Source organism: Nonomuraea sp. NPDC003709, assembly GCF_040610775.1.
In the GTDB taxonomy this organism is placed as follows: Bacteria; Actinomycetota; Actinomycetes; order Streptosporangiales; family Streptosporangiaceae; genus Nonomuraea; species Nonomuraea angiospora_A.
This window is the reverse complement of sequence record NZ_JBEXMW010000015.1, coordinates 115,330-133,909: the sequence shown is the minus strand read 5'-3', so window position 1 is coordinate 133,909 and position 18,580 is coordinate 115,330. Positions and strand designations below refer to the sequence as shown.

The 18,580-nt window shown below is 72.8% G+C and carries 18 protein-coding genes; 11 read left to right on the top strand and 7 right to left on the bottom strand.

What is annotated here, in order from left to right; genetic code table 11:
- Genes ABZX61_RS38050 through ABZX61_RS38020 form a run of 7 tightly spaced genes read left to right on the top strand, consistent with a single transcriptional unit; the run spans position 1 to position 6,101 of the window.
- Positions 1 to 981, top strand: coding sequence for an ABC transporter permease (locus ABZX61_RS38050; RefSeq protein ID WP_355201158.1), 981 nt, complete (start codon positions 1 to 3; stop codon positions 979 to 981).
- Positions 978 to 1,796, top strand: coding sequence for an ABC transporter permease (locus tag ABZX61_RS38045; RefSeq protein ID WP_185072287.1), 819 nt, complete (start codon positions 978 to 980; stop codon positions 1,794 to 1,796). The genes ABZX61_RS38050 and ABZX61_RS38045 overlap by 4 nt, the downstream gene beginning before the upstream one ends.
- Complete coding sequence (locus ABZX61_RS38040) at positions 1,793 to 2,719, top strand: ABC transporter ATP-binding protein (protein ID WP_355201156.1); 927 nt, start codon at positions 1,793 to 1,795, stop codon at positions 2,717 to 2,719. Before ABZX61_RS38045 ends, ABZX61_RS38040 begins: the two co-directional genes overlap by 4 nt.
- The gene (locus ABZX61_RS38035; protein WP_350733905.1) at positions 2,716 to 3,453 is read left to right on the top strand and encodes an ABC transporter ATP-binding protein; all 738 of its coding nucleotides are present in this window, start codon (positions 2,716 to 2,718) and stop codon (positions 3,451 to 3,453) included. The genes ABZX61_RS38040 and ABZX61_RS38035 overlap by 4 nt, the downstream gene beginning before the upstream one ends.
- Positions 3,450 to 4,436: a P1 family peptidase gene (locus ABZX61_RS38030; protein WP_355201154.1), complete on the top strand. Its 987-nt coding sequence runs from the start codon at positions 3,450 to 3,452 to the stop codon at positions 4,434 to 4,436. The genes ABZX61_RS38035 and ABZX61_RS38030 overlap by 4 nt, the downstream gene beginning before the upstream one ends.
- 4 nt (positions 4,437 to 4,440) lie before the next feature.
- Positions 4,441 to 5,037, top strand: coding sequence for an FMN-binding negative transcriptional regulator (locus ABZX61_RS38025; protein ID WP_355201152.1), 597 nt, complete (start codon positions 4,441 to 4,443; stop codon positions 5,035 to 5,037).
- On the top strand, positions 5,034 to 6,101 hold the full coding sequence (locus ABZX61_RS38020; protein WP_355201150.1) for a C45 family peptidase: 1,068 nt from the start codon (positions 5,034 to 5,036) through the stop codon (positions 6,099 to 6,101). The genes ABZX61_RS38025 and ABZX61_RS38020 overlap by 4 nt, the downstream gene beginning before the upstream one ends.
- Here the strand turns inward: ABZX61_RS38020 and ABZX61_RS38015 are convergent, their stop codons facing one another.
- Positions 6,102 to 7,265 carry an acyl-CoA dehydrogenase family protein gene (locus ABZX61_RS38015; protein ID WP_355201148.1) on the bottom strand — a complete coding sequence of 388 codons (1,164 nt, stop codon included), beginning with the start codon at positions 7,263 to 7,265 and terminating at the stop codon, positions 6,102 to 6,104. It lies immediately after the preceding gene.
- A gap of 67 nt (positions 7,266 to 7,332) precedes the next feature.
- Here ABZX61_RS38015 and ABZX61_RS38010 point away from each other — a divergent pair, with 67 nt between their 5' ends.
- The 3 genes from ABZX61_RS38010 (at position 7,333) to ABZX61_RS38000 (ending at position 10,620) form a co-directional block, all read left to right on the top strand.
- Positions 7,333 to 8,766 (top strand): aldehyde dehydrogenase family protein, encoded by a 1,434-nt coding sequence (locus ABZX61_RS38010; protein ID WP_355201147.1) that lies wholly within the window; start codon positions 7,333 to 7,335, stop codon positions 8,764 to 8,766.
- Positions 8,767 to 8,830: 64 nt separating this feature from the next.
- Complete coding sequence (locus ABZX61_RS38005) at positions 8,831 to 9,955, top strand: CoA transferase (protein ID WP_355201145.1); 1,125 nt, start codon at positions 8,831 to 8,833, stop codon at positions 9,953 to 9,955.
- Positions 9,952 to 10,620, top strand: coding sequence for a GntR family transcriptional regulator (locus ABZX61_RS38000; RefSeq protein ID WP_355201143.1), 669 nt, complete (start codon positions 9,952 to 9,954; stop codon positions 10,618 to 10,620). The genes ABZX61_RS38005 and ABZX61_RS38000 overlap by 4 nt, the downstream gene beginning before the upstream one ends.
- Positions 10,621 to 10,685: 65 nt before the next feature.
- Here the strand turns inward: ABZX61_RS38000 and ABZX61_RS37995 are convergent, their stop codons facing one another.
- From ABZX61_RS37995 to ABZX61_RS37970, 6 genes are all read right to left on the bottom strand, one after another.
- A complete protein-coding gene (locus ABZX61_RS37995; RefSeq protein WP_355201141.1) occupies positions 10,686 to 12,017 on the bottom strand; it encodes a hypothetical protein in 1,332 nt (443 codons plus the stop codon).
- Between the two features lie 52 nt (positions 12,018 to 12,069).
- Complete coding sequence (locus tag ABZX61_RS37990; protein WP_355201139.1) at positions 12,070 to 13,560, bottom strand: carboxylesterase family protein; 1,491 nt, start codon at positions 13,558 to 13,560, stop codon at positions 12,070 to 12,072.
- A 109-nt stretch (positions 13,561 to 13,669) separates the two neighbouring features.
- The gene (locus ABZX61_RS37985) at positions 13,670 to 14,467 is read right to left on the bottom strand and encodes an alpha/beta fold hydrolase (RefSeq protein ID WP_355201137.1); all 798 of its coding nucleotides are present in this window, start codon (positions 14,465 to 14,467) and stop codon (positions 13,670 to 13,672) included.
- A 42-nt stretch (positions 14,468 to 14,509) separates the two neighbouring features.
- Positions 14,510 to 15,721, bottom strand: coding sequence for an amidohydrolase family protein (locus ABZX61_RS37980; RefSeq protein WP_355201135.1), 1,212 nt, complete (start codon positions 15,719 to 15,721; stop codon positions 14,510 to 14,512).
- A complete protein-coding gene (locus tag ABZX61_RS37975; RefSeq protein WP_355201133.1) occupies positions 15,718 to 16,161 on the bottom strand; it encodes a GAF domain-containing protein in 444 nt (147 codons plus the stop codon). The genes ABZX61_RS37980 and ABZX61_RS37975 overlap by 4 nt, the downstream gene beginning before the upstream one ends.
- Entirely contained in the window at positions 16,158 to 17,543 is a 1,386-nt protein-coding gene (locus ABZX61_RS37970; RefSeq protein WP_355201131.1) for an MFS transporter, read from the bottom strand. The genes ABZX61_RS37975 and ABZX61_RS37970 overlap by 4 nt, the downstream gene beginning before the upstream one ends.
- Positions 17,544 to 17,656: 113 nt before the next feature.
- Here ABZX61_RS37970 and ABZX61_RS37965 point away from each other — a divergent pair, with 113 nt between their 5' ends.
- Positions 17,657 to 18,556 carry a MurR/RpiR family transcriptional regulator gene (locus ABZX61_RS37965; protein ID WP_350733881.1) on the top strand — a complete coding sequence of 300 codons (900 nt, stop codon included), beginning with the start codon at positions 17,657 to 17,659 and terminating at the stop codon, positions 18,554 to 18,556.
- The last annotated feature ends 24 nt before the right edge of the window (positions 18,557 to 18,580 follow it).

Genomic DNA, 18,580 nt, shown 5'->3' with positions numbered 1-18,580 from the left:
ATGCGCCTGCTGATGTGGTGGTCCGGCCGGGCGCTCAGCTCGGCCGCCACGCTCCTGGGCGTCTCCGTGCTGATCTTCACGGCCGTGCGCCTGATGCCCGGCGGTTTCGCGGAGACCGTGCTGGGCCCGTTCGCCACGGCCGAGCAGAAGGCGGAGCTGGCCGCCCGCTACGGGCTCGACCAGCCGGTGTTCATGCAGTACGGGCACTGGCTGGCCGCCGTCGCGGGCGGCGACTTCGGCATCTCGATGATCAGCCGCCAGCCGGTCGGCACGGAGCTCCTGGCCCGGCTGCCGGTGACCGGCGAGCTGACCGTGCTGGCCGTGGTCGCCTGCGCGCTGGCGGGGGTGCCCCTGGGCGTGCTCACCGCCGTGCGCTCCCAGTCAGGCCGCTCGCCGGGCGGCGGCGGCGCGGCGGGGCGGCTGCTCAGCGGGCTCGGCGTCAGCGTGCCGGAGTTCGTGCTGGGCAGCCTGGTCGTGTTCGTCTTCTCCCGGTACGCGCTCGGCCTGGAGGTCGGCACGTGGGTGCCGTTCACCCAGGACCCGGCCGCGAACCTGGCCACGATGGTGCTGCCGGCCGCCGTCCTGTCGGTGTTCGCCATCTCCGTCACCGCCAGGACCACCCGGGACGCCGTGCTCGGCGTGCTGGTCGAGCCGTACGTCACGGCAGCCGTCGGGCGCGGCGAGTCGCCGTGGTTCATCGTCCGGCACCACATCCTGCGCAACGCCGCCACCCCGGTGGTGACGCTGCTCGGCACCATCACCGCGTACCTGCTGGGCGGGGCGCTCATCGTGGAGCACGTGTTCAACCTGCCGGGCGTCGGCTCCTACATCGTGCAGGCCGTCGGCCGCCGCGACTACGCGGTCGTGCAGGCGGGCGTGCTGCTGGCGGCGGCGGTGTTCATCGTGATGAACGTGCTGATCGACTTGCTCGTCGGAGTTCTGGACCCGAGATTGGGCGTGCTGGCGGGGAGGCGTTCATGAGGAAGCTGGACCGGCTGTCCATCGGCGGGCTCGTCTGCCTGGCGGTCCTGGTGGTGTTCGCGCTGGGCTCGCTGGTCGGGGCCGGGGGAGACCCGGACGCGATCGTCGGCCCGCGCCTGCAGCCGCCGGGGCCCGGCTGGTGGCTGGGCACCGACAACCTGGGCCGCTCGGTGCTGCCGCGCGTCATGGAGGGCGTGGGCACGACGCTGCTGCTGTCGTCCGTCGCCGTGCTGGTGACGGCGGCGCTCAGCGCGACGTTCGGCATCATCGCCGGATACCGCGGCGGCTACCTGAACGAGCTGGTGATGCGCCTGGTGGAGGTGCTCTACTCCTTCCCCGCCATCGTGCTCGCGATCCTGGTCGCCGCGGTGCTCGGCCCCGGGCAGACGGCGGCGCTGGCCAGCATCGTGCTGGTGACGATCCCGCTGATGACCCGGCTGGTGCGGGCCGCCGCCGTGGCCGTGTCGCAGCGCGACTACGTCACCTCGGCCGTCATCAGCGGGGCCGGGCTGCCACGCGTGCTCGGGCGGCACGTGCTGCCCAACGTGGCGGGCACGATCGCGGTGCAGGGCACGTACGCGCTGTCGGTCGGGATCGCGGTCGAGGGCGGGCTGAGCTTCCTCGGGTTCGGCGTGCAGCCGCCGCAGGCCTCGCTCGGCGTGCTGATCCAGCAGGGCGGCACCTACATGATCGCCGCGCCCTGGCTGATCCTCGGCCCGGGGGTCGTGCTCGTGGCGGCGATCCTGGCGATCAACGTGGTGGGCGACGGGCTGCGCGACCGGCTCGAACCCCGGGAGACGAGGTCCTTGACATGAGCCTGCTCACGGTGCGGAACCTGGTGATCGACTACGCCGAGACCAGGGCGCTGGACGGCGCCGACCTGGAGGTGGCGCAGGGGGAGACCGTCGGCCTGGTCGGCGAGAGCGGGTCCGGCAAGTCCACGCTCGGCTCAGCCGTCGGCCGGCTGCTGCCAAGGGCGGCCCGGCGGAGCGAGGGGGAGGTCGTGGTGGCCGGGGAGCCGGTGTTCGACCTGCCCGCCGACCGGCTGCGCCACCTGCGCAGGAAACGTCTGGGGTTCGTCTTCCAGGACCCGATCGCCTCGCTCGACCCGACCATGCGCGTCGGCGACCAGCTCCGCCTGGTGCTTGGGCGCGGCGCCGACGTGGGCTTCCACCTGGGGCGGGTCAAGCTCGACGACCCACGCGTCGTGCGCTCGTACCCGCACCAGCTCTCCGGCGGCATGGCGCAGCGGGTGGCCATCGCGATGGCCATGGCCACCGAGCCCGAGCTGCTCGTCGCGGACGAGCCGACCGCCGCGCTGGACAGCCAGGTGCGCGAGGAGGTGCAGAACGTGGTCTTCTCCCTGGCCGCCGCGGCCGGGACGAGCATCCTGTGGCTCAGCCACGACCTGCCCGCCGTCGCCCGCAGGTGCGACCGGGTCGCGGTCATGTACGGCGGCCGGGTCGTCGAGACCGGGCCCGCCCGCGAGGTGCTGGGCCATCCCGCCCACCCCTACACGGCGGCGCTGGCCGGATCGGCGCCCGCCGCCGCGGCCCACGGCGTCCGCCTGGAGCCCGTGCCCGGCCGCCCGCCCGTGCTCACCGGGCCGTCGCCGGGCTGCGCCTTCGCGCCGCGCTGCCCGTTCGCGGAGGAGCGCTGCGAGCACGAGCGCCCACAACCGGTCCGGGTGGGCGACCAGGACGTGCTTTGCCACCGCGCGGGGGAGGTGGCGGCGTGATACTCGAGCTCGACGACGTCACCGTCACCTTCGCCGCGGGTCCGCCGCTGCGGCGCATCCACCTGGACGCCATGCGGCACGTGTCCCTGTCCGTCGCGGAGGGGGAGACGCTCGGCCTGGTCGGCGAGTCCGGCTCGGGCAAGACGACCAGCAGCCGGGTCGCGCTCGGCCTGCAGCGGCCCACGTCCGGCACGGTCAGGTTCGACGGCCGCCCCTTCCCCAAGCGGCGGCGCGAGCTGGCGGGCCGGATGCAGGCCGTGCTGCAGCACCCCCACTGGTCGCTCAACCCGCGCATGCGCGTCGGCCAGAGCGTCGCCGAGCCGCTGGACGTGCTCGGCCGCCCGGCCGGCGACGCGGTCACCGAGATGCTGGAGCACGTGGGGCTGGAGGCGTCGTTCGCCTCCCGCTACCCCCATGAGCTGTCCGGCGGCCAGCGGCAGCGCGTCTCCATCGCCCGCGCGCTGGTCACCCGGCCCAGGTTCATCGTCTTCGACGAGGCCGTCAGCGCGCTCGACGTCTCCGTGCAGGTGCAGATCCTCAACCTCATCAAGGATCTGCAGGCCGAGTACGGCTTCAGCGCCCTGTTCATCTCCCACGACCTCGGCGCGGTCCGCTACGTCGCCGACCGGATCGCGGTCATGCGCAAGGGCGAGATCGTCGAGACCGCCGACACCGCCACCTTCTACACGGCACCCGCCCACGAGTACTCGAAGCAGCTTCTGGAGGCATTGTGACCAGTGAGCCCCGGCTCGCCACCCCGTCCGCGTTCGCGCCCGGGGTCCCGCGCAACGCGGACCTGCCGCTGACCCCGCAGGCCAGCCCCGGGCGCGGGTCGGTCGCGTTCGACCTGCCCGGCGTGCTCGTCGGCACGGCCGAGTACGCGGAGGGCCCCACCGGGTGCACCGTGATCCACGTGCCGGCGGGTGCGCGCACGGCCGTGGACGCGCGCGGCGGCGCGGTCGGCGTGAGCGGGGGGTACGACTACAACCACGCCATCTGCTTCGCCGGCGGCTCGGTGTACGGTCTGGCCGCCGCCGCGGGCGTGAGCGACGAGCTGCTGGCCCGCAGGGACAACCGGACCCGATGGGACGACCTCCAGCTCGTGTCCGGCGCGGTGATCTACGACTTCTCGGCCAGGGAGACCGCCGTCTACCCGGACGGCAAGCTGGGCCGGGCCGCGCTCCGCAACGCCGTCGAAAGCGAGTTCCCGGTGGGCCGGTGCGGCGCGGGCCGCACGGCGAGCGCCGGCAAGGTGGACTTCGGCCGGGCGGAGTTCGCCGGCCAGGGGGCCGCGTTCGGCACGTTCGGCGAGGCGAAGGTGCTGGTGGCGACCGTGGTCAACGCCGTCGGCGCGGTCGTCGACCGGCAGGGCGGGATCGTGCGCGGCAACTACCACGCCGAGGACGGCGCCCGCCGCCACCCCGGCGCCGACTACGCCGCGATGGTCGGCGACCCGGCCCCGGCCGTCATGGGCAACACCACGCTGACCGTCCTGGTGACGAACGTGAAGCTGACCGACATCGAGCTGCTCCAGGTGGGCCGCCAGGTGCACAGCTCCATGCACCGCGGCATCCAGCCGTTCCACACCATGAACGACGGCGACGTGCTGTTCGCGATGACCACGGACGAGGTGGACCTGGTGAGCGTCAAGCCCACCGGCTTCGGGACGCTCGCGTCGGAGCTCGCCTGGGACGCGATCCTGAGCGCGGTGGAGTAGCCCGATGCACGTCTTCCCCCGTTACGCCGCCAAGGACCCGGCCCAGGCGGTCGAGCTGGTCAGGCGGAACCCGTTCGCCCTGGTCGTCAGCACGGTGGACGGCGTGCCGGTCGCCACGCACGTCCCCGTCATCCTCGAGGAAGGCGTCCTCGAAGGCGGCGCGCTGCTCGGCCACATGGCCCGCGCCAACCCCCACTGGCGCTCCTTCGAGTCCTCGCCCGAGGTGCTCGTGGTCTTCTCCAGCGCGCACGGGTACGTCTCGCCCACCGTGTACGCGACCGACCCGGCCGTCCCGACCTGGGACTACGCGGCCGTGCACGTGACGGGACGGGTGGAACTGCTCGACGATGCGCTCGACGTGGTGGAGCGCACCGTCACGGCGCTGGAGTCGCTCCGCTCGCCCTCCTGGGAGCCGACCCCGGCGTCCAGGGAGAGGTTCGCGGCGCTCTTGCCGGGGGTAGTGGCTTTTCGGGTGCATGTGCATACCGAGAAGAGCATGTTCAAACTGAGCCAGGACATCGACGCCGAGCGGTACGCGCGCGTCCGCGCCTCGTTCGCGGCCGAGAACCCCAGGCTCGCCGACCTGATGGATGGTTCATGACTTTCCCCACCTTCACGTCCACGCAGATTGACCCCCGAGCCCGCGGCAAAGAACTCGGCACGCACCGGAGCAAGGCGATCCGTGCCAACCTCTCCGGCTACACCGACCTGTTCAGCGTCGCGGGCGCCACCGCGGCGCAGGTCCGTACGTGGGGCGAGCTGAGCCTGGAGCGCACCGCCGACTGGGCGCCGCACCTGGCGGAGGAGATCGCGGGGATCGCGCGCGGCGCCGGCCTGGAGCCCTGGCAGGTCGCCGTCGTCAACGCGCGCACGGAGATCCTGGCCGCCATCGACGCGACCGGCGAGGGGGAGTGCTCCACCTCCGTCGTGCTGCCCGGGGCGGGGGAGGCGCCGCGCACGGTGCAGACGTGGGACTGGCACGACCACCTGCGCGACGCGCCCATGCTCTGGGAGCTGGAGCCGCGTCCGGGGCACGTCGTGCGCACGTTCACCGAGGCCGGGGCGCTGGCCAAGATCGGGGTGAACACGGGCGGGCTCGGCATCCACTTCAACATCCTGCGCCACGACTCCGACACGGCCGACCTCGGCGTGCCCGTCCACCTGATCGCCCGCAGGATCCTGGACGAGGCCACCACGGTGGCGGAGGCCGCCGACATCGCGCGCTCGGCCACCGTCTCCGCCTCGACCGTCATCACGGCCGTGACCTCGTCGGACGCGGCCTCGATCGAGATCTCCCCGGCCGGCGTCGCGGTCATACCGCCGGAGCCCGACGGCGTGCTGCAGCACTGCAACCACTTCCTCGACCCCGCGCTGGCCAAGGACGAGCGGCATTCCACCGACCGGCCCAGCACGTATGCCAGGTTCCAGCACCTGCGGGCCAACACCGAGGGTCTGAGCAGCGACGACCACACCAAGCGGGCGCTGGCCATGCTCAGCCACGGCCCTGAGGACGCGCCGGTCTGCGCCCACCCGGACCAGACGATGCCGATCAACCAGCGGTGGGAGACCGTCGCGACGATCGCGCTGGACCTCGTCGCCGCGCGGCTGCGGGTGCACCAGGGCGGGCCGTGCCAGGTCACCGAGGCGACCTGGCAGACGTTCTGATCAGTGGAACGCGGCGATCCCGGTGAGCGCCTTGCCCAGGACCAGGGAGTGGATCTCGGACGTGCCCTCGTAGGTCAGCACCGACTCGAGGTTCACGGAGTGCCTGATCACCGGGTATTCGAGGGTGATGCCGCTCGCTCCGAGCAGCGTGCGGCACTTCCTGGCGATCTCCAGGGCCTCGCGCACGTTGTTCAGCTTGCCGGCGCTCACCTGCTCGGGGGTGATCGTCCCGGCTTCCTTCAGCCGGCCCAGGTGCACGGCGAGCAGCAGGCCCTTGCCCAGCTCCAGCGCCATGTCGGCGAGCTTCTCCTGGGTGAGCTGGAACGAGGCCAGCGGCCTGGCGAACACCTCGCGGTCACCCGCGTACGCGATGGCCGTCTCCAGGCAGTCGAGCGCCGCCCCCATCGCCCCGAACACGATCCCGAACCGCGCCTCGTTCAGGCAGCCGAGCGGTCCCGACAGGCCCCGCGCGCCGGGCAGCATGGCCGCGTCCGGCAGGCGCACCCCGTCGAGCACCAGCTCGCTCGTCACGCTCGCGCGCAGCGAGATCTTGTGCTTGACGTCGTTCACGGTGAAGCCCGGGGTGCCCGCCGGGACCAGGAAGCCCCTGACGCCCTCGTCCGTACGCGCCCACACCACCGCCACGTCCGAGACCGAGCCGTTGGTGATCCACATCTTGGTGCCGTTCAGCACCCAGTCGCCGCCCTCGCGCTTGGCCGTGGTCCGCATGCCCGCCGGGTCGGAGCCGAAGTCGGGCTCGGTCAGGCCGAAGCAGCCGATGCGCTCGCCGGCCGCCATCGCGGGCAGCCACTCCTGCTTCTGCTCCTCGCTGCCGTACTTCCAGATGGCGTACATCGCGAGGGAGCCCTGCACCGACACCAGGCTGCGCAGCCCCGAGTCGGCCGCCTCCAGCTCCAGGCAGGCCAGCCCGTACGAGACCGCGCCCATGCCCGCGCAGCCGTACCCCTCCAGGTGCATGCCGAGCACGCCCAGCGAGCCGAGCGTGCGGGCCAGCTCGCGGGCCGGCAGCTCGCCGGTCTCGAACCACTCCGCGACGTTCGGGCGGATTTCCCGGTCGCAGACGCGCCTGACCGTGTTCCTGATCTCGCGCTCCTCCTCGGTGAGCAGCGTGTCGATGGCGAAGAGCGCGGTCGGGGTGATCATCGGATGGCCTCCGTATTTTGGATCCAATATTGAAAATCCAATATTGCACAGTTAGGGTTCGTTGACCATGGACCTTCTGAATCTCATCGGCGGCCGCTGGATCGAGGGCGACGGCGAGGAGTTCGCCGACACCAACCCGGCCCGGCCCAGTGAAGTGGTCGCGCGGGGGCGTTTCGCCTCCGTCGCCGAGGTGGAGCGGGCCGTCGCCGCGGCCCGTGCGGCGGCGCCGGAGTGGGCGGCGACGCCCCACCACGCCCGCGCGGCGGTGCTCGTGGCCGCCGCCGACCTGGTGGACGCCGCCGCCGAGGAGTGGGGCGCCGAGCTGGCCCGCGAGGAGGGCAAGACGCTGCCCGAGGCGGTCGCCGAGGTACGGGGCTCGGCCCGGATCCTGCGCTACTACGCGGGCGAGGCCGACCGGGAGAGCGGCGAGATCTTCGCCTCCCCGCGGCCCGGCGAGAACGTCCTCGTGGTCCGCAAGCCGATCGGCGTGGCCGGGCTGATCACGCCGTTCAACTTCCCGATCGTCATCCCCGCCTGGAAGATCGCGCCCGCGCTCAGCTACGGCAACACCGTCGTGTGGAAGCCGTCGTCGCTGGTGCCGCTGCTGGCCTACCGGCTGGCGCAGGCGCTGACCTCGGCGGGGCTGCCGGACGGCGTGCTCAACCTCGTGTACGGCGAGGCCGAGGCCGGCTCGGCCATCGTGGAGCACCCCGGCGTGGACGCGATCTCGTTCACCGGTTCCACGGCGGTCGGGCGGGCCGTGATCGCGCGCTGCGGCGAGCTGGGCAAGCCGGTGCAGACGGAGATGGGCGGCAAGAACGCCTCCGTCGTGCTCGCCGACGCCGACCTCGACCACGCGGCCGAGCAGGTCTGCCTCGGCGCGTTCCGCTCCACGGGCCAGAAGTGCACGGCCACCTCGCGGCTCATCGTGGCCTCCCCGGTCGCGGACGAGCTGCTGGAGCGGGTGGCCGAACGGGCCGCGCGCCTCGTGGTCGGCGACCCCCTGTCGCCCGGCGTCGAGATGGGCCCGCTGGTCAGCTCGGCCGCCCGGGACCGGGTGACGTCCGGGGTGGCGCGGGCCGTGGACGAGGGGGCCAAGCCGCTGGCGGGCTCCTCCCCGTACGACGGCGAGGGCTGGTTCGTGCCGCCGACCGTGCTCGACCTGCCGGGGACCGGGGTGGACTTCTGGCGTACCGAGCTGTTCGGGCCCGTGGTGGGCGTGGTGCGGGCGTCGGGGGCCGAGGAGGCGCTGGGGCTGGCCAATCTTAGTGACCACGGCCTGTCGGCGGCCATCTTCACCAGGGACCTGGGGGTGGCCCTGCAGGCGGTCGATCGGCTGGACGTCGGGGTGCTGCACATCAACTCCGAGTCGGCCGGGACCTTCCCGTACGTGCCGTTCGGCGGGGTCAAGCAGAGCGGGTTCGGGCCCAAGGAGCAGGGGCGGGCGGCCCGCGAGTTCTTCACCCACACGATGACCGTCTACCTCGGGGCGCCGGCGTGAGCGAGCGTAGCGAGCGAACAATTGGACACAGCAGTTTGCGCACGCGACCGACGAAGGAGGGCGCGTGACCGGTGCGCTGTCGGGGCTGCTGGTGGCGGACTTCAGCCGGGTGCTGGCGGGGCCGTACGTCACGATGCTGCTGGCCGATCTGGGCGCCGAGGTGGTCAAGGTGGAGCGGCCGGGCGCGGGGGACGACACCCGCGCCTGGGGGCCGCCGTACGCGCCCGACGGCGAGGCCACGTACTTCCTCGGCGTCAACCGCAACAAGCGCTCGATCGCCCTCGACCTGCGCGCGGACGTCGAGGTCGCCAGGGCCCTGGCCGCCCGGGCGGACGTGGTGGTCGAGAACTTCCGGCCCGGCACGATGGACCGGCTCGGGCTCGGCTACCCCTCGCTGCGCGAGCTCAACCCCGGGCTGGTGTACTGCTCGATCACCGGGTTCGGGTCGGGACCCGCTGCCGGGCTGCCCGGCTACGACCTGATCGCGCAGGCGGTGGGCGGGCTGATGAGCGTCACGGGCGAGCCCGGCGGGCCCGGGACGAAGGCCGGCGTGGCGCTGGTGGACGTGATCACCGGCCTGCACGCCGGGCTGGGCATCCTGGCCGCGCTCCGCCACCGCGACAGCACCGGCGAGGGGCAGCACGTCGAGGTCTCGCTGCTGTCGTCCCTCCTGTCGGCGCTCACCAACCACGCCTCCGCCTACGCCGCCGCCGGAGTGGTGCCCCAGGCGATGGGCAACCGGCATCCCAGCATCGTCCCGTACGAGGTCTTCGAGGCCGCGGACCGCCCGATCGTGATCGCGGCCGGCAACGACCGCCAGTTCCAGGCTCTCTGCGGGGTGCTGGACCGCCCGGACCTCGCCGGGGATCCCCGCTACGCCACCAACGCGGACCGGGTCGCCGGCCGCATCGGGCTCGTCGCCGAGCTCAACGCGGCGCTGGCCGCCCGTACGGCCGACGAGTGGTTCGAGACGCTCACCGCCGCCGGGGTGCCCTGCGGCCCGATCAACGACCTGGCCGCCGCCTTCGCCCTGGCCGACGACCTCGGCCTGGAGCCCTCCGTACGGCTCGACGGCGTCGGGCAGGTCGCGAACCCCCTGCGGCTCAGCGCCACCCCGCCCTCCTACCGCCACCGGCCGCCCCGGCTGGGGGAGGACGAGGAATGGGTTCGTGAGATATTGGGGCGATGAGTTCGGACGAGGCACGACGCAGGCCGCCGACGGCCCAGCAGTTCGTGCTGGGCGAGCTCCGCCTTGCCATCACCACCGGGCGCCTGCGTCCCGGCGCCCCCATCCGGCAGGACGCGCTGGCCGAGGAGCTGCAGGTCAGCCGCGTCCCCCTGCGCGAGGCGCTCAAGACGCTCGAAGGCGAGGGCCTGGTCACCTACAAGGCGCACAAGGGCTACTGCGTCGTCATGCTCTCCCTCGACGACCTGCGCGAGGTCTACCGCATCCGTGAGCTGCTGGAGGAGGAGGCCGTCCGGCGGGCCGTCGAGCGGCTTACGGACGACGATCTCTCCCGGCTGGAGTCGGCCCAGGAGGAGGTCGAGCGGGCCGCCGTGGCGGGCGACGTGCTGGCCATGGCGACGGCCAACCGGCTGTTCCACATGACGCTGTTCGACTGCGCGGGCATGCCCCGGCTGGTCCGCCTGATCAGGACCCTGTGGGACACCACGGACGCCTACCGGTCGATGTACTACGGCGACGCGGGCAACCGGGAGCGGGTCGTCAAGGAGCACCGCGCCACCCTCGACGCCCTGCGCCGCCTCGCCGCCGACGAGGTGGTGACGACCCTCGACATCCACCGCGCCCACGCGGTCGCCGAGCTGGAGTCACTCCTCGACCACCCCTCCTGAGCCACCGGGCGCGGGGTCGGCGGGGGCGGCCTCGGGGTCGGCCGCGCACGCGGGGGCCGGAGGGGTCACGGTGCGCAGTGGTCGCGGCAGTCGCCGAAGCGCGCCAGGTCCGGTTTCGCGAACGCCGTCCCCGCGCTGCCGGCCAGCGCCTCCGTCATCGAGGACTTCCAGATCGGGCCGGGGATCGACGTGCCCTCGACGTGCCGATAGCGACGACCGCCGATGGTGATGTCCGACAGCTTGTGCGTGACCGCGCCGCGCGGGTCGCCGAGCGAGACGGCGGAGGCCAGGTCGGGGGTGTAGCCGGCGTACGAGGCGCTGGAGAACCCGTCAGTGGTGCCCTCCATGCCCGCCGCGTCCCGGCCGAGCCCCTTGAGCGGGCCCTTGGCCAGCGCCTGCGCCAGCACACCGGTCACCGCGTCGGCGACGGCGGGCTCCAGCGCCACCTCGCACCGCGCCGGGAAGGAACGTACGACGCCCGAGCCGCCGCGCACCTCCGTGACCAGCCGCGGCTCGCACCGCCTGCCGTGCGCCGCGAGGGTGGCGTACGAGCCGGCGAGCGAGACCGGGTCCACCTCGTTGATCCCCAACGAGAACGTCTCGAATTCCTGGAACGGCAGGCCGTCGGCCCGCTTGAGCCCGAGGCGCTTGGCCGCCTGCACGCTTTCGCACAGGCCGACCTTCTCCGTCAGCTTGATGAAGAACGTGTGCTCGGCGGTCCGGGTGCCCGAGCGCAGGGTCGTGAACGCGCCGTGGTCGCGCTGCCTGTTGACGATCGAGAATGACGGCTCGGCGACGTTCTGACCTTTGCAGTTCTTGAACGCGTGGTAGTTCGCCGCCCGATACTGGCTGAGGTAAGGGAAGCCGTCGTCATAACGCATGCCGCTCCCCAGCGCGGCCGTCAGCGTGTACACCATCGCCGTGGTGCCCTGCTGGAAGCCGAACCGGTCGGTGGGCGGTTCGGCGGCGGGTCCGGGCGCGCGGCTGGCGGCCAGGGCCCTGATCTCGCCGGTGCCCGGCACGATCATGGCCTGGGCGGCGACCGGCGCGTCCTCGCGGCGCACGTACCGGTCGATGCCCTGCTGGGCGGCGCGCTGCACGCGCTGGTCGATCGCCGTCACGATGGTCAGGCCGCCGCGGCGGAGCAGGTCCTCGTCGAGCTCCTCCGTCGCCTGAATGCAGACGTACGGGTAGCGGCCGGCCGAGCAGTCGCCGGTGAGCTCCTCCAGGACCGCGCCCTGGGCGTCCACCAGCACGTTGGGCCGCACGACCACGGGCGCGACCACCAGGCGATCACGCGGCGGCGCGGGGTCGCCGCCGCCGCGCAGTAACAGGAAGCCGCCGGCCAGAAGCGCCCCCACCCCCACGGCGGCCACGACGACGCGGAGCGGTTTCATGGCTCACCTCGGGGACTCGCGGATCTTCAGGGACAATCCGCATTATGGGCCTTCATGACTGCAAAGAGCCCCAGAAGGCGCAATTGCTGGCGCCGGCGGTGTCGGTCAGGTGGATGCCGCCGCGGCCCGGCGCCAGGCTGAGCACGTCGCCGGAGCCGCTGAAGCGCGGCCAGCGCGGGACCCAGGGGGCGTTCGGGTGGCCGTCGCGGGCGAACGACGTCCAGTAGCCGATCATGGCGTTCGACAGCTTCTCCTGCTCGGCGTTGAGCCGGCCGAGCAGGCCGGGGAACAGGTAGACCAGCTCCGTCGCGTGCTCGGCGCCCTCCTCGAAACCGGGCACGTCCATCAGCGGCGGCGCGGCGCGGTCGGCGAACTGGTAGGCGTAGACCTCGACCCCGGCCCGGGAGAGCAGGCCGAAGGCGTCCTGGTGCGTGCAGGTGGCGAGCGGGCCGGTGCCGTGGGTCAGCATGGTGGCCAGCCCGATCCGCAGGTCGGGGCCGGTGGCGGGATAGCGGGCCAGGACCTGGCCGGCGTTGGCCCCGTACGTGGCGCGCACGAACTGCTCGTATTGCGCCTGCGTGATCGGCTTCGGATAGGTCAGGCCGGCGTACAGGCGCATCTCGTCGAGCGTGTTGCCGTGCATGACGGGCACGCGGTTGATCCGGCCGCTCTCGATCGCCGCGCGGGGCTGCAGCGGCAGCACGTGGTCGCCGCCCGCGACCGGGTACGGATTGTGGCCCCGGAACGCCTCCAGCAGCGTCTTGACCGGCAGCGCCCGCAGGCAGGCGGCGGCCCCGGCGGCACAGCCCACGGCCGCGGCGAACCTGGCCCCCTCGGCCTCCGCCTGCTCCTCGGTGCGGGTGGGGGAGGAGCAGCTGAAGCTCTGCACGATCGCCTTGTCGAACAGCCCGGCGGCGGTGGGCGAGGCCAGGCCGGCGCAGATGTCGGCGGCGCCGGCGGACTCCCCGAACACCGTCACGTTGCGGGGGTCGCCGCCGAACGCCGCGATGTTGCGCCGCACCCAGCGCAGCGCCGCCTGCTGGTCGAGCAGCCCGTAGTTGCCGCTCTGGTAGCGCTCGCCCGTCTCCAGCGCGGGGTGCGCCAGCCAGCCGAGCGCGCCGAGCCGGTAGTTGACGCTCACGACCACGACGCCGCCCCGGGTCGCCATCCTGGTCAGGTCGTAGAAGGCGGGGTTGCCGCCGGCGTTGCCGCCGCCGTGCAGCCACACCATGACCGGCCGGTCGCGGCCCCTGCGCGGCGCGGTGACGTTGAGGTAGAGGCAGTCCTCGCCGTACGACGTCTTGCCGCCGTAGGGCTCGGCGAGCTGCGCGCACTGGCTGCCGAACGCCGTCGCGTCGCGGACGTCCGTCCACGGCTTGGCCGGCTGCGGCGGCCGCCATCGGAGCGGGCCCGTGGGCGGCTGGGCGTACGGGATGCCGCGGAAGGCCCGGTGGTCCTTGCGTACCTCGCCTTTGACCATGCCCTTGTCGGTGCGCACCAGCGCGGACGGGGCCGACTCGGCGGCGACGGGAGTGGTGGTCATGACCAGGGAGAGTGCCGCCGCTGCGGCGCGAACGAGTCTCACTGGGCCCCCTATTGTTACCGTACGTAATCCTTCCGTTCCTGAACGTACACGATGAGGGGGTGTGGAACTACTGATTTATGCGCCCGGCCAGGTCGACCACGGCGCCCACGACCTCGTCGCCGGCCAGCATGACCAGGTCGTTGTGGCCCGCCCCGGCGACCTCGACGGTCGTGGCCCGCTCGCCCGCCGCCTCGGCGACCGCCCTGCTGAGCCGCGGGGGCACGATCGTGTCGCGGGTGCCGTACACGACGACGACCGGCGCCCGTACCCGCCGGATGCTCTCCGCGACCGGGAAACGGTCCCGCAGCAGCGTCCTGACCGGCAGGAACGGGTAGTTGGCCCGTCCAGCGGCGGCCAGGTCGGTGAACGGCGAACGCAGCACCATGCCGTCGGGCGGGCGCTCCAGGGCGAGCCGGGTGACCACGGCCGCGCCCAGGCTCTCGCCGAAGTAGATGACGCGGGTGTCGCCGAGGTGGTCGCGGGCGGCCAGGGCGTCCTGGCGCAGCCCCTCCTCCGTCGGGCTGCCGGGGTTGCCGCCGTAGCCGCGGTAGTCCATGAGGAGCACCGCGAACCCGTGCTCCGACAGCGCGCGGGCCAAGGGGGCGCGGTCGCGCCGGTTGCCCCCGTTCCCGCCCGCGATCAGGACGGTCACGCCGCGGGTGCCGGGGACGTACCAGGCCGCGAGCCGGAGCCCGTCGCCGGTCGTGAACGTGACGTCCCGCGCGCCCGGGACGACCTCGGCGGCGGGCGGCACGGGCGCGCTGTCGGGCAGGTAGATCAGCCGCCGCTGGAACACCCACAGCAGGGCGAGCAGCAGGAGCAGCACCGCGGCCACCACGAGAGCGGCGCGCGTCAGCGTGGTCACCCTGCCACTATGCAACGCCGCCCGCCCCGAAGCGGCCCCGGCTCAGCCGGAGACGACGCGGCCCGCCTGGACGACGTGCCTGAAGTGGGCGGGATCCGCGAGGACGCCGATGTCGGCCAGCGGATCGCCGTCGAGCACGAGCAGGTCCGCGTGCGCCCCCACGGCCAGCGTGCCGACCTCGCCCGCCATCCCGACCAGCTCCGCCGCGCCGGTCGTCGCGGCCCGCAGCACGTCGATCGGCTGCTGCACCTCCCGCCGCAGCCGGAACTCGTGGTTCTGGTGCCGGTGCATGCCGCCGAGCAGGTCGGTCCCGTACGCCAGCCGCACCCCGCCCCGCGCGGCCCGCTCCAGCGCGACCAGCCCGGCCTCGAGCACCTCGTCCACCTTGCGCCAGCTCCGCTCGGGCAGCCCGAACGTGAGCCCCTCCTCCTTGAGCGCCCAGTACGTCACCAGCGTCGGCACCAGGAACGCGTCGTGCCGCCGGAACAGCTCCACGCTCGTGTCGTCGATCAGGTTCCCGTGCTCGATCGAGCGCACCCCGGCCTCGAGCGCCCGGTTGACGGCCCGGGCGGTGTAGGCGTGCGCGGCGACGTACCGGTTGGCCGCCTCGGCCTCCTCGACGACCGCGCGCAGCTCGTCCATGGAGTACTGGGTCGAGTCGATGCGGTCGGTCGGGGAGGCCACGCCGCCGGAGGCCATGACCTTGATGTGGTGCGCGCCCTTGCGCAGCTCGTCGCGGGCGGCGACGCGGACGGCGTCGACCCCGTCGGCCACGCGGCCGACGCCGGCGCAGCAGGGGTGGTCGTCCTGCTGGTGCTCGCCCCGGCCGCGGAAGTCGGCGTGGCCGCCGGTCTGGCTCAGCCCCTTGCCGCAGAACAGCAGCCGTGGCCCCCGGATCAGCCCCTCCGCCTGCGCGTCGGCCAGCCCGAAGTCGGCGCCGGACGCGTCGCGCACCGTGGTGAAGCCCCGGTCGAGCATCCCGCCCATGATCTGGGCGCTGTGCGCGGCGGCGTAGGAGGGGGACATGGAGCCGAGCGTGCCGAGGTTCGCGGTGGAGGCGGTGACGTGCACGTGCGCGTCGATCAGCCCCGGCACCACGTGCGCACCGGCGAGGTCGATCACCCGCGTGCCGTCCGGCGCGCTCAGCCGGGGTCCCGTCTCGGCGACCCGGTCGTCCGCGCAGCGCAGGTCGCCCTCGGCGTACTCGCCGCTCGTCACGTCCAGGATCAGGGCGTTACGCAGCAGCAGGCTCATGCGGCACCTCCGGGCGCTGCCGACGACCGAAGCGCCGGGACGGCGAGCGGCGCGAGCGAGCGCGCCACGGCCACCGACTCCTCGTCGTAGCTTCCCTCGGCGTCGAGGATGTTCAGCACGCCGAGCACCTCCCCCTGGTCGACCACCGGGACGTTGATGATCGTCCCGCAGCCCAGGCTCTCGATCAGCTCGTGGTCGGCGAAGATCTCCCGTACCGCGGCCGGGTCCTTGCCGAAGTACGGCTCGCGGCCCTCGATGCACCGCGCCAGCCAGCCCTGGGCGACCTCCACGGTCTTCTCCCCGCCCACCGGATACTGCTCGGGGTGGCTGGTGTGGACGCGGCGCAGCGCGCGCCGTTCCGGCACCCAGGCCAGGACCGTGAACAGCCGCACTCCCACCTCCCGTCGCACGGTCTCTTCAAGCTCGCTCAATCCGGTCATTTGCTCGCCTCCTTGGCGGGTTCCGTCAGCTCCTCAAGTGATCTCCCGGCCGTGGCCAGGCCGAACACGACCACGCACACCACCCCGACCACCAGCACCGCCGTCGTCAGGCCGAACACGCCGCCGAAGCCGAGGCTCGCCGCCGACAGCCCGATGATCGTCGGGGCCAGGATGCTGCCGACCCGCCCGAACGCGCTCGACAGGCCCGTTCCGGTGGCGCGGATCCAGGTGGGGAAGACCTCGGGGGTGTAGGAGTAGACGCCCGCGTACGTGCCGTTCAGGAAGAACGACAGCACCGCGCCCGCGAGCGTGATCGTGGCGGGCGTGTCCATCTGCGACAGCCAGAACGCGCTGACCGCCGAGCCGGACAGGTAGATCGCGATGGTGTTCTTGCGGTCGAGCCGCTCCGACAGCCAGGCCGCGGAAAAGTAGCCGGGGACCTGCGCCAGGTAGATGATGATCGAGAACTCGAAGCTCTTGGTCACCGTGATGCCGCGCTGCACGAGCAGGGTGGGGATCCACGAGAAGAACCCGTAGTACGAGAACGTGATCACGAACCAGATCAGCCACGTCACAGCCGTCCGCCTGGCCATGACCGGGCTCCACAGGAACCGGAGCGCGCTGATCAGGTTGACCCCGGCCGTCTTGGTGGCGGTGTTGGTGGCCGGCTGGGCGGCCGGCTCGGGCACCGGCGGGAGCGGCTGTCCGGTGGCCCGCTCGACGCGGCGTTCGAGGTCGGCGACCACCGCCTCGGCCTCGTCCACGCGGCCGTTCTGCAGCAGGAAGCGCGGCGACTCCGGAAGCGAGCGGCGCCACCACAGCAGCATGACGATCGGCAGCGCGGTGATCACCTGCGCGATCCGCCAGCCGTCGTCCATCGTCGGCACCACGAAGCGGCCGATCAGCGCCGCCATCACGAACCCGAACGAGAAGAACCCGGCCAGCGCGCCGATGAACCATCCGCGCCGCTTCGCCGGCACGAACTCCGACAGGAACGGCGCGATGATCGCGCTCTCCGCGCCCGCGCCGGCCCCGGCCAGCACCCGGGAGCCCAGGAAGACCTCATAATTCGGGGCGAACGCGGCGATCACGGAGAAGGCGGCGTAGAAGGCGAGCGCGTACATCATGACCTTCTTGCGGCCGATACGGTCGCCGAGCAGGCCCGCGACGGTCGCGCCGAACAGGAACCCGAACGGCGTCGCGGACCCGATGAGGCCGAGCTGGCCGTTGGACAGGCCCCAGGCGTCCTGCGCGCTGGGGAGCAAGAATGCCACGACGGCCGAGTCCATGCCGTCGAAGGTGTAGCCGAGGCCGCCGATGAGGAGGAGCAGGTAGTGAGGGCGGCTCAGCGGGAGCCGGTCCAGACGGGCCAACAGGGTCATTGAACAACACCTTCCCGAGGTCATGGCCCCTTCAGGTTGATTGCGCAGCAACATATAGTGCGAAATATCCGAAATGCAATGGTCTTTGCAGAATGGCAGGGGAGAGGGACACGGTGACAGAGCAGGCCGCGGACAGCTTCGAGGAGTGGTTGCGGACCCGGGTGCCCCCGCGCGGGCTGCGCGGCAAGGCGGCCGCGGTGCTGGAGATCCTGCTCTCCCAGCCGCGGCGGGCGTCGTTCGAATCCGCGGCCGAGTTGGCGCAGGTCGCGGGGGTGAACGTGGCGACCGTGACGCGTACGGCGCAGGCGCTCGGGTTCGCCGGGTGGCCGGCGCTCCAGCAGGAGCTGCGGGCGCGCTACCTGTCCTCGCTGAGCGCCGGCCAGGTGGCCGCCGAGCACCGCGGCACCGGCTCGCCCAGCTCCCGCTCGCTCCGGCGCGACCTGGACAGCCTCGCGCTGCTGAACCGACGCCTCGACGAGGGCGTCCTGCTCACGATCGCCGAGGCCGTGGCCGCGGCGGGCCGTACCGTGATCGTCGCCGACGGCAGCTACGCGGCCGTCGGGCTGGCCCTGGCCCACAACGCCCGCCTGGCGGGCTATCCCGTCACGGCCGTGACCAACGGCGACGCGGAGCTGGCCAACGCGGTGGCCGCGCTCGGCGCCGGGGACGTGCTGGTGGCGATCAGCTTCTGGCGCCTGTACGAGAGCACGGTCCTGGCCGCGAACGTGGCCCGCTCGCGCGGGGTGCGGGTGTTCGCCCTCACGGACGCGGCCAGTCCCGCGCTGGCCGAGGCGGCCGAGGAGGTGGTCATGGTGCCGGCGGAGGGGGAGGCGTTCTTCCCGTCGCTGACGGCGGGCATGGCGGTCGCCCAGGCCCTGGTCACCCAGCTCGCCGCCGTGGACCCGGCCCGCACCGGGGCCTCGATCGAGGCGGCGGAGGCCATGTGGACGCGCTTCGGCCTGCTGCACCGCCGCCCGGCCACCCCTACACCCCCCAGTCCGCCGAGGCCTTAGTTATGTGAGCCTTGCCTATTCGAG

Coding starts and splice junctions, on each gene's coding strand:
- ABZX61_RS38050 (WP_355201158.1), top strand. CDS start 1: ATGCGCCTGCTGATGTGGTGGTCCGGCCGGGCGCTCAGCTCGGCCGCC.
- ABZX61_RS38045 (WP_185072287.1), top strand. CDS start 978: ATGAGGAAGCTGGACCGGCTGTCCATCGGCGGGCTCGTCTGCCTGGCG.
- ABZX61_RS38040 (WP_355201156.1), top strand. CDS start 1,793: ATGAGCCTGCTCACGGTGCGGAACCTGGTGATCGACTACGCCGAGACC.
- ABZX61_RS38025 (WP_355201152.1), top strand. CDS start 4,441: ATGCACGTCTTCCCCCGTTACGCCGCCAAGGACCCGGCCCAGGCGGTC.
- ABZX61_RS38020 (WP_355201150.1), top strand. CDS start 5,034: ATGACTTTCCCCACCTTCACGTCCACGCAGATTGACCCCCGAGCCCGC.
- ABZX61_RS38015 (WP_355201148.1), bottom strand. CDS start 7,265: ATGATCACCCCGACCGCGCTCTTCGCCATCGACACGCTGCTCACCGAG.
- ABZX61_RS38010 (WP_355201147.1), top strand. CDS start 7,333: ATGGACCTTCTGAATCTCATCGGCGGCCGCTGGATCGAGGGCGACGGC.
- ABZX61_RS38000 (WP_355201143.1), top strand. CDS start 9,952: ATGAGTTCGGACGAGGCACGACGCAGGCCGCCGACGGCCCAGCAGTTC.
- ABZX61_RS37995 (WP_355201141.1), bottom strand. CDS start 12,017: ATGAAACCGCTCCGCGTCGTCGTGGCCGCCGTGGGGGTGGGGGCGCTT.
- ABZX61_RS37990 (WP_355201139.1), bottom strand. CDS start 13,560: ATGACCACCACTCCCGTCGCCGCCGAGTCGGCCCCGTCCGCGCTGGTG.
- ABZX61_RS37980 (WP_355201135.1), bottom strand. CDS start 15,721: ATGAGCCTGCTGCTGCGTAACGCCCTGATCCTGGACGTGACGAGCGGC.
- ABZX61_RS37975 (WP_355201133.1), bottom strand. CDS start 16,161: ATGACCGGATTGAGCGAGCTTGAAGAGACCGTGCGACGGGAGGTGGGA.
- ABZX61_RS37970 (WP_355201131.1), bottom strand. CDS start 17,543: ATGACCCTGTTGGCCCGTCTGGACCGGCTCCCGCTGAGCCGCCCTCAC.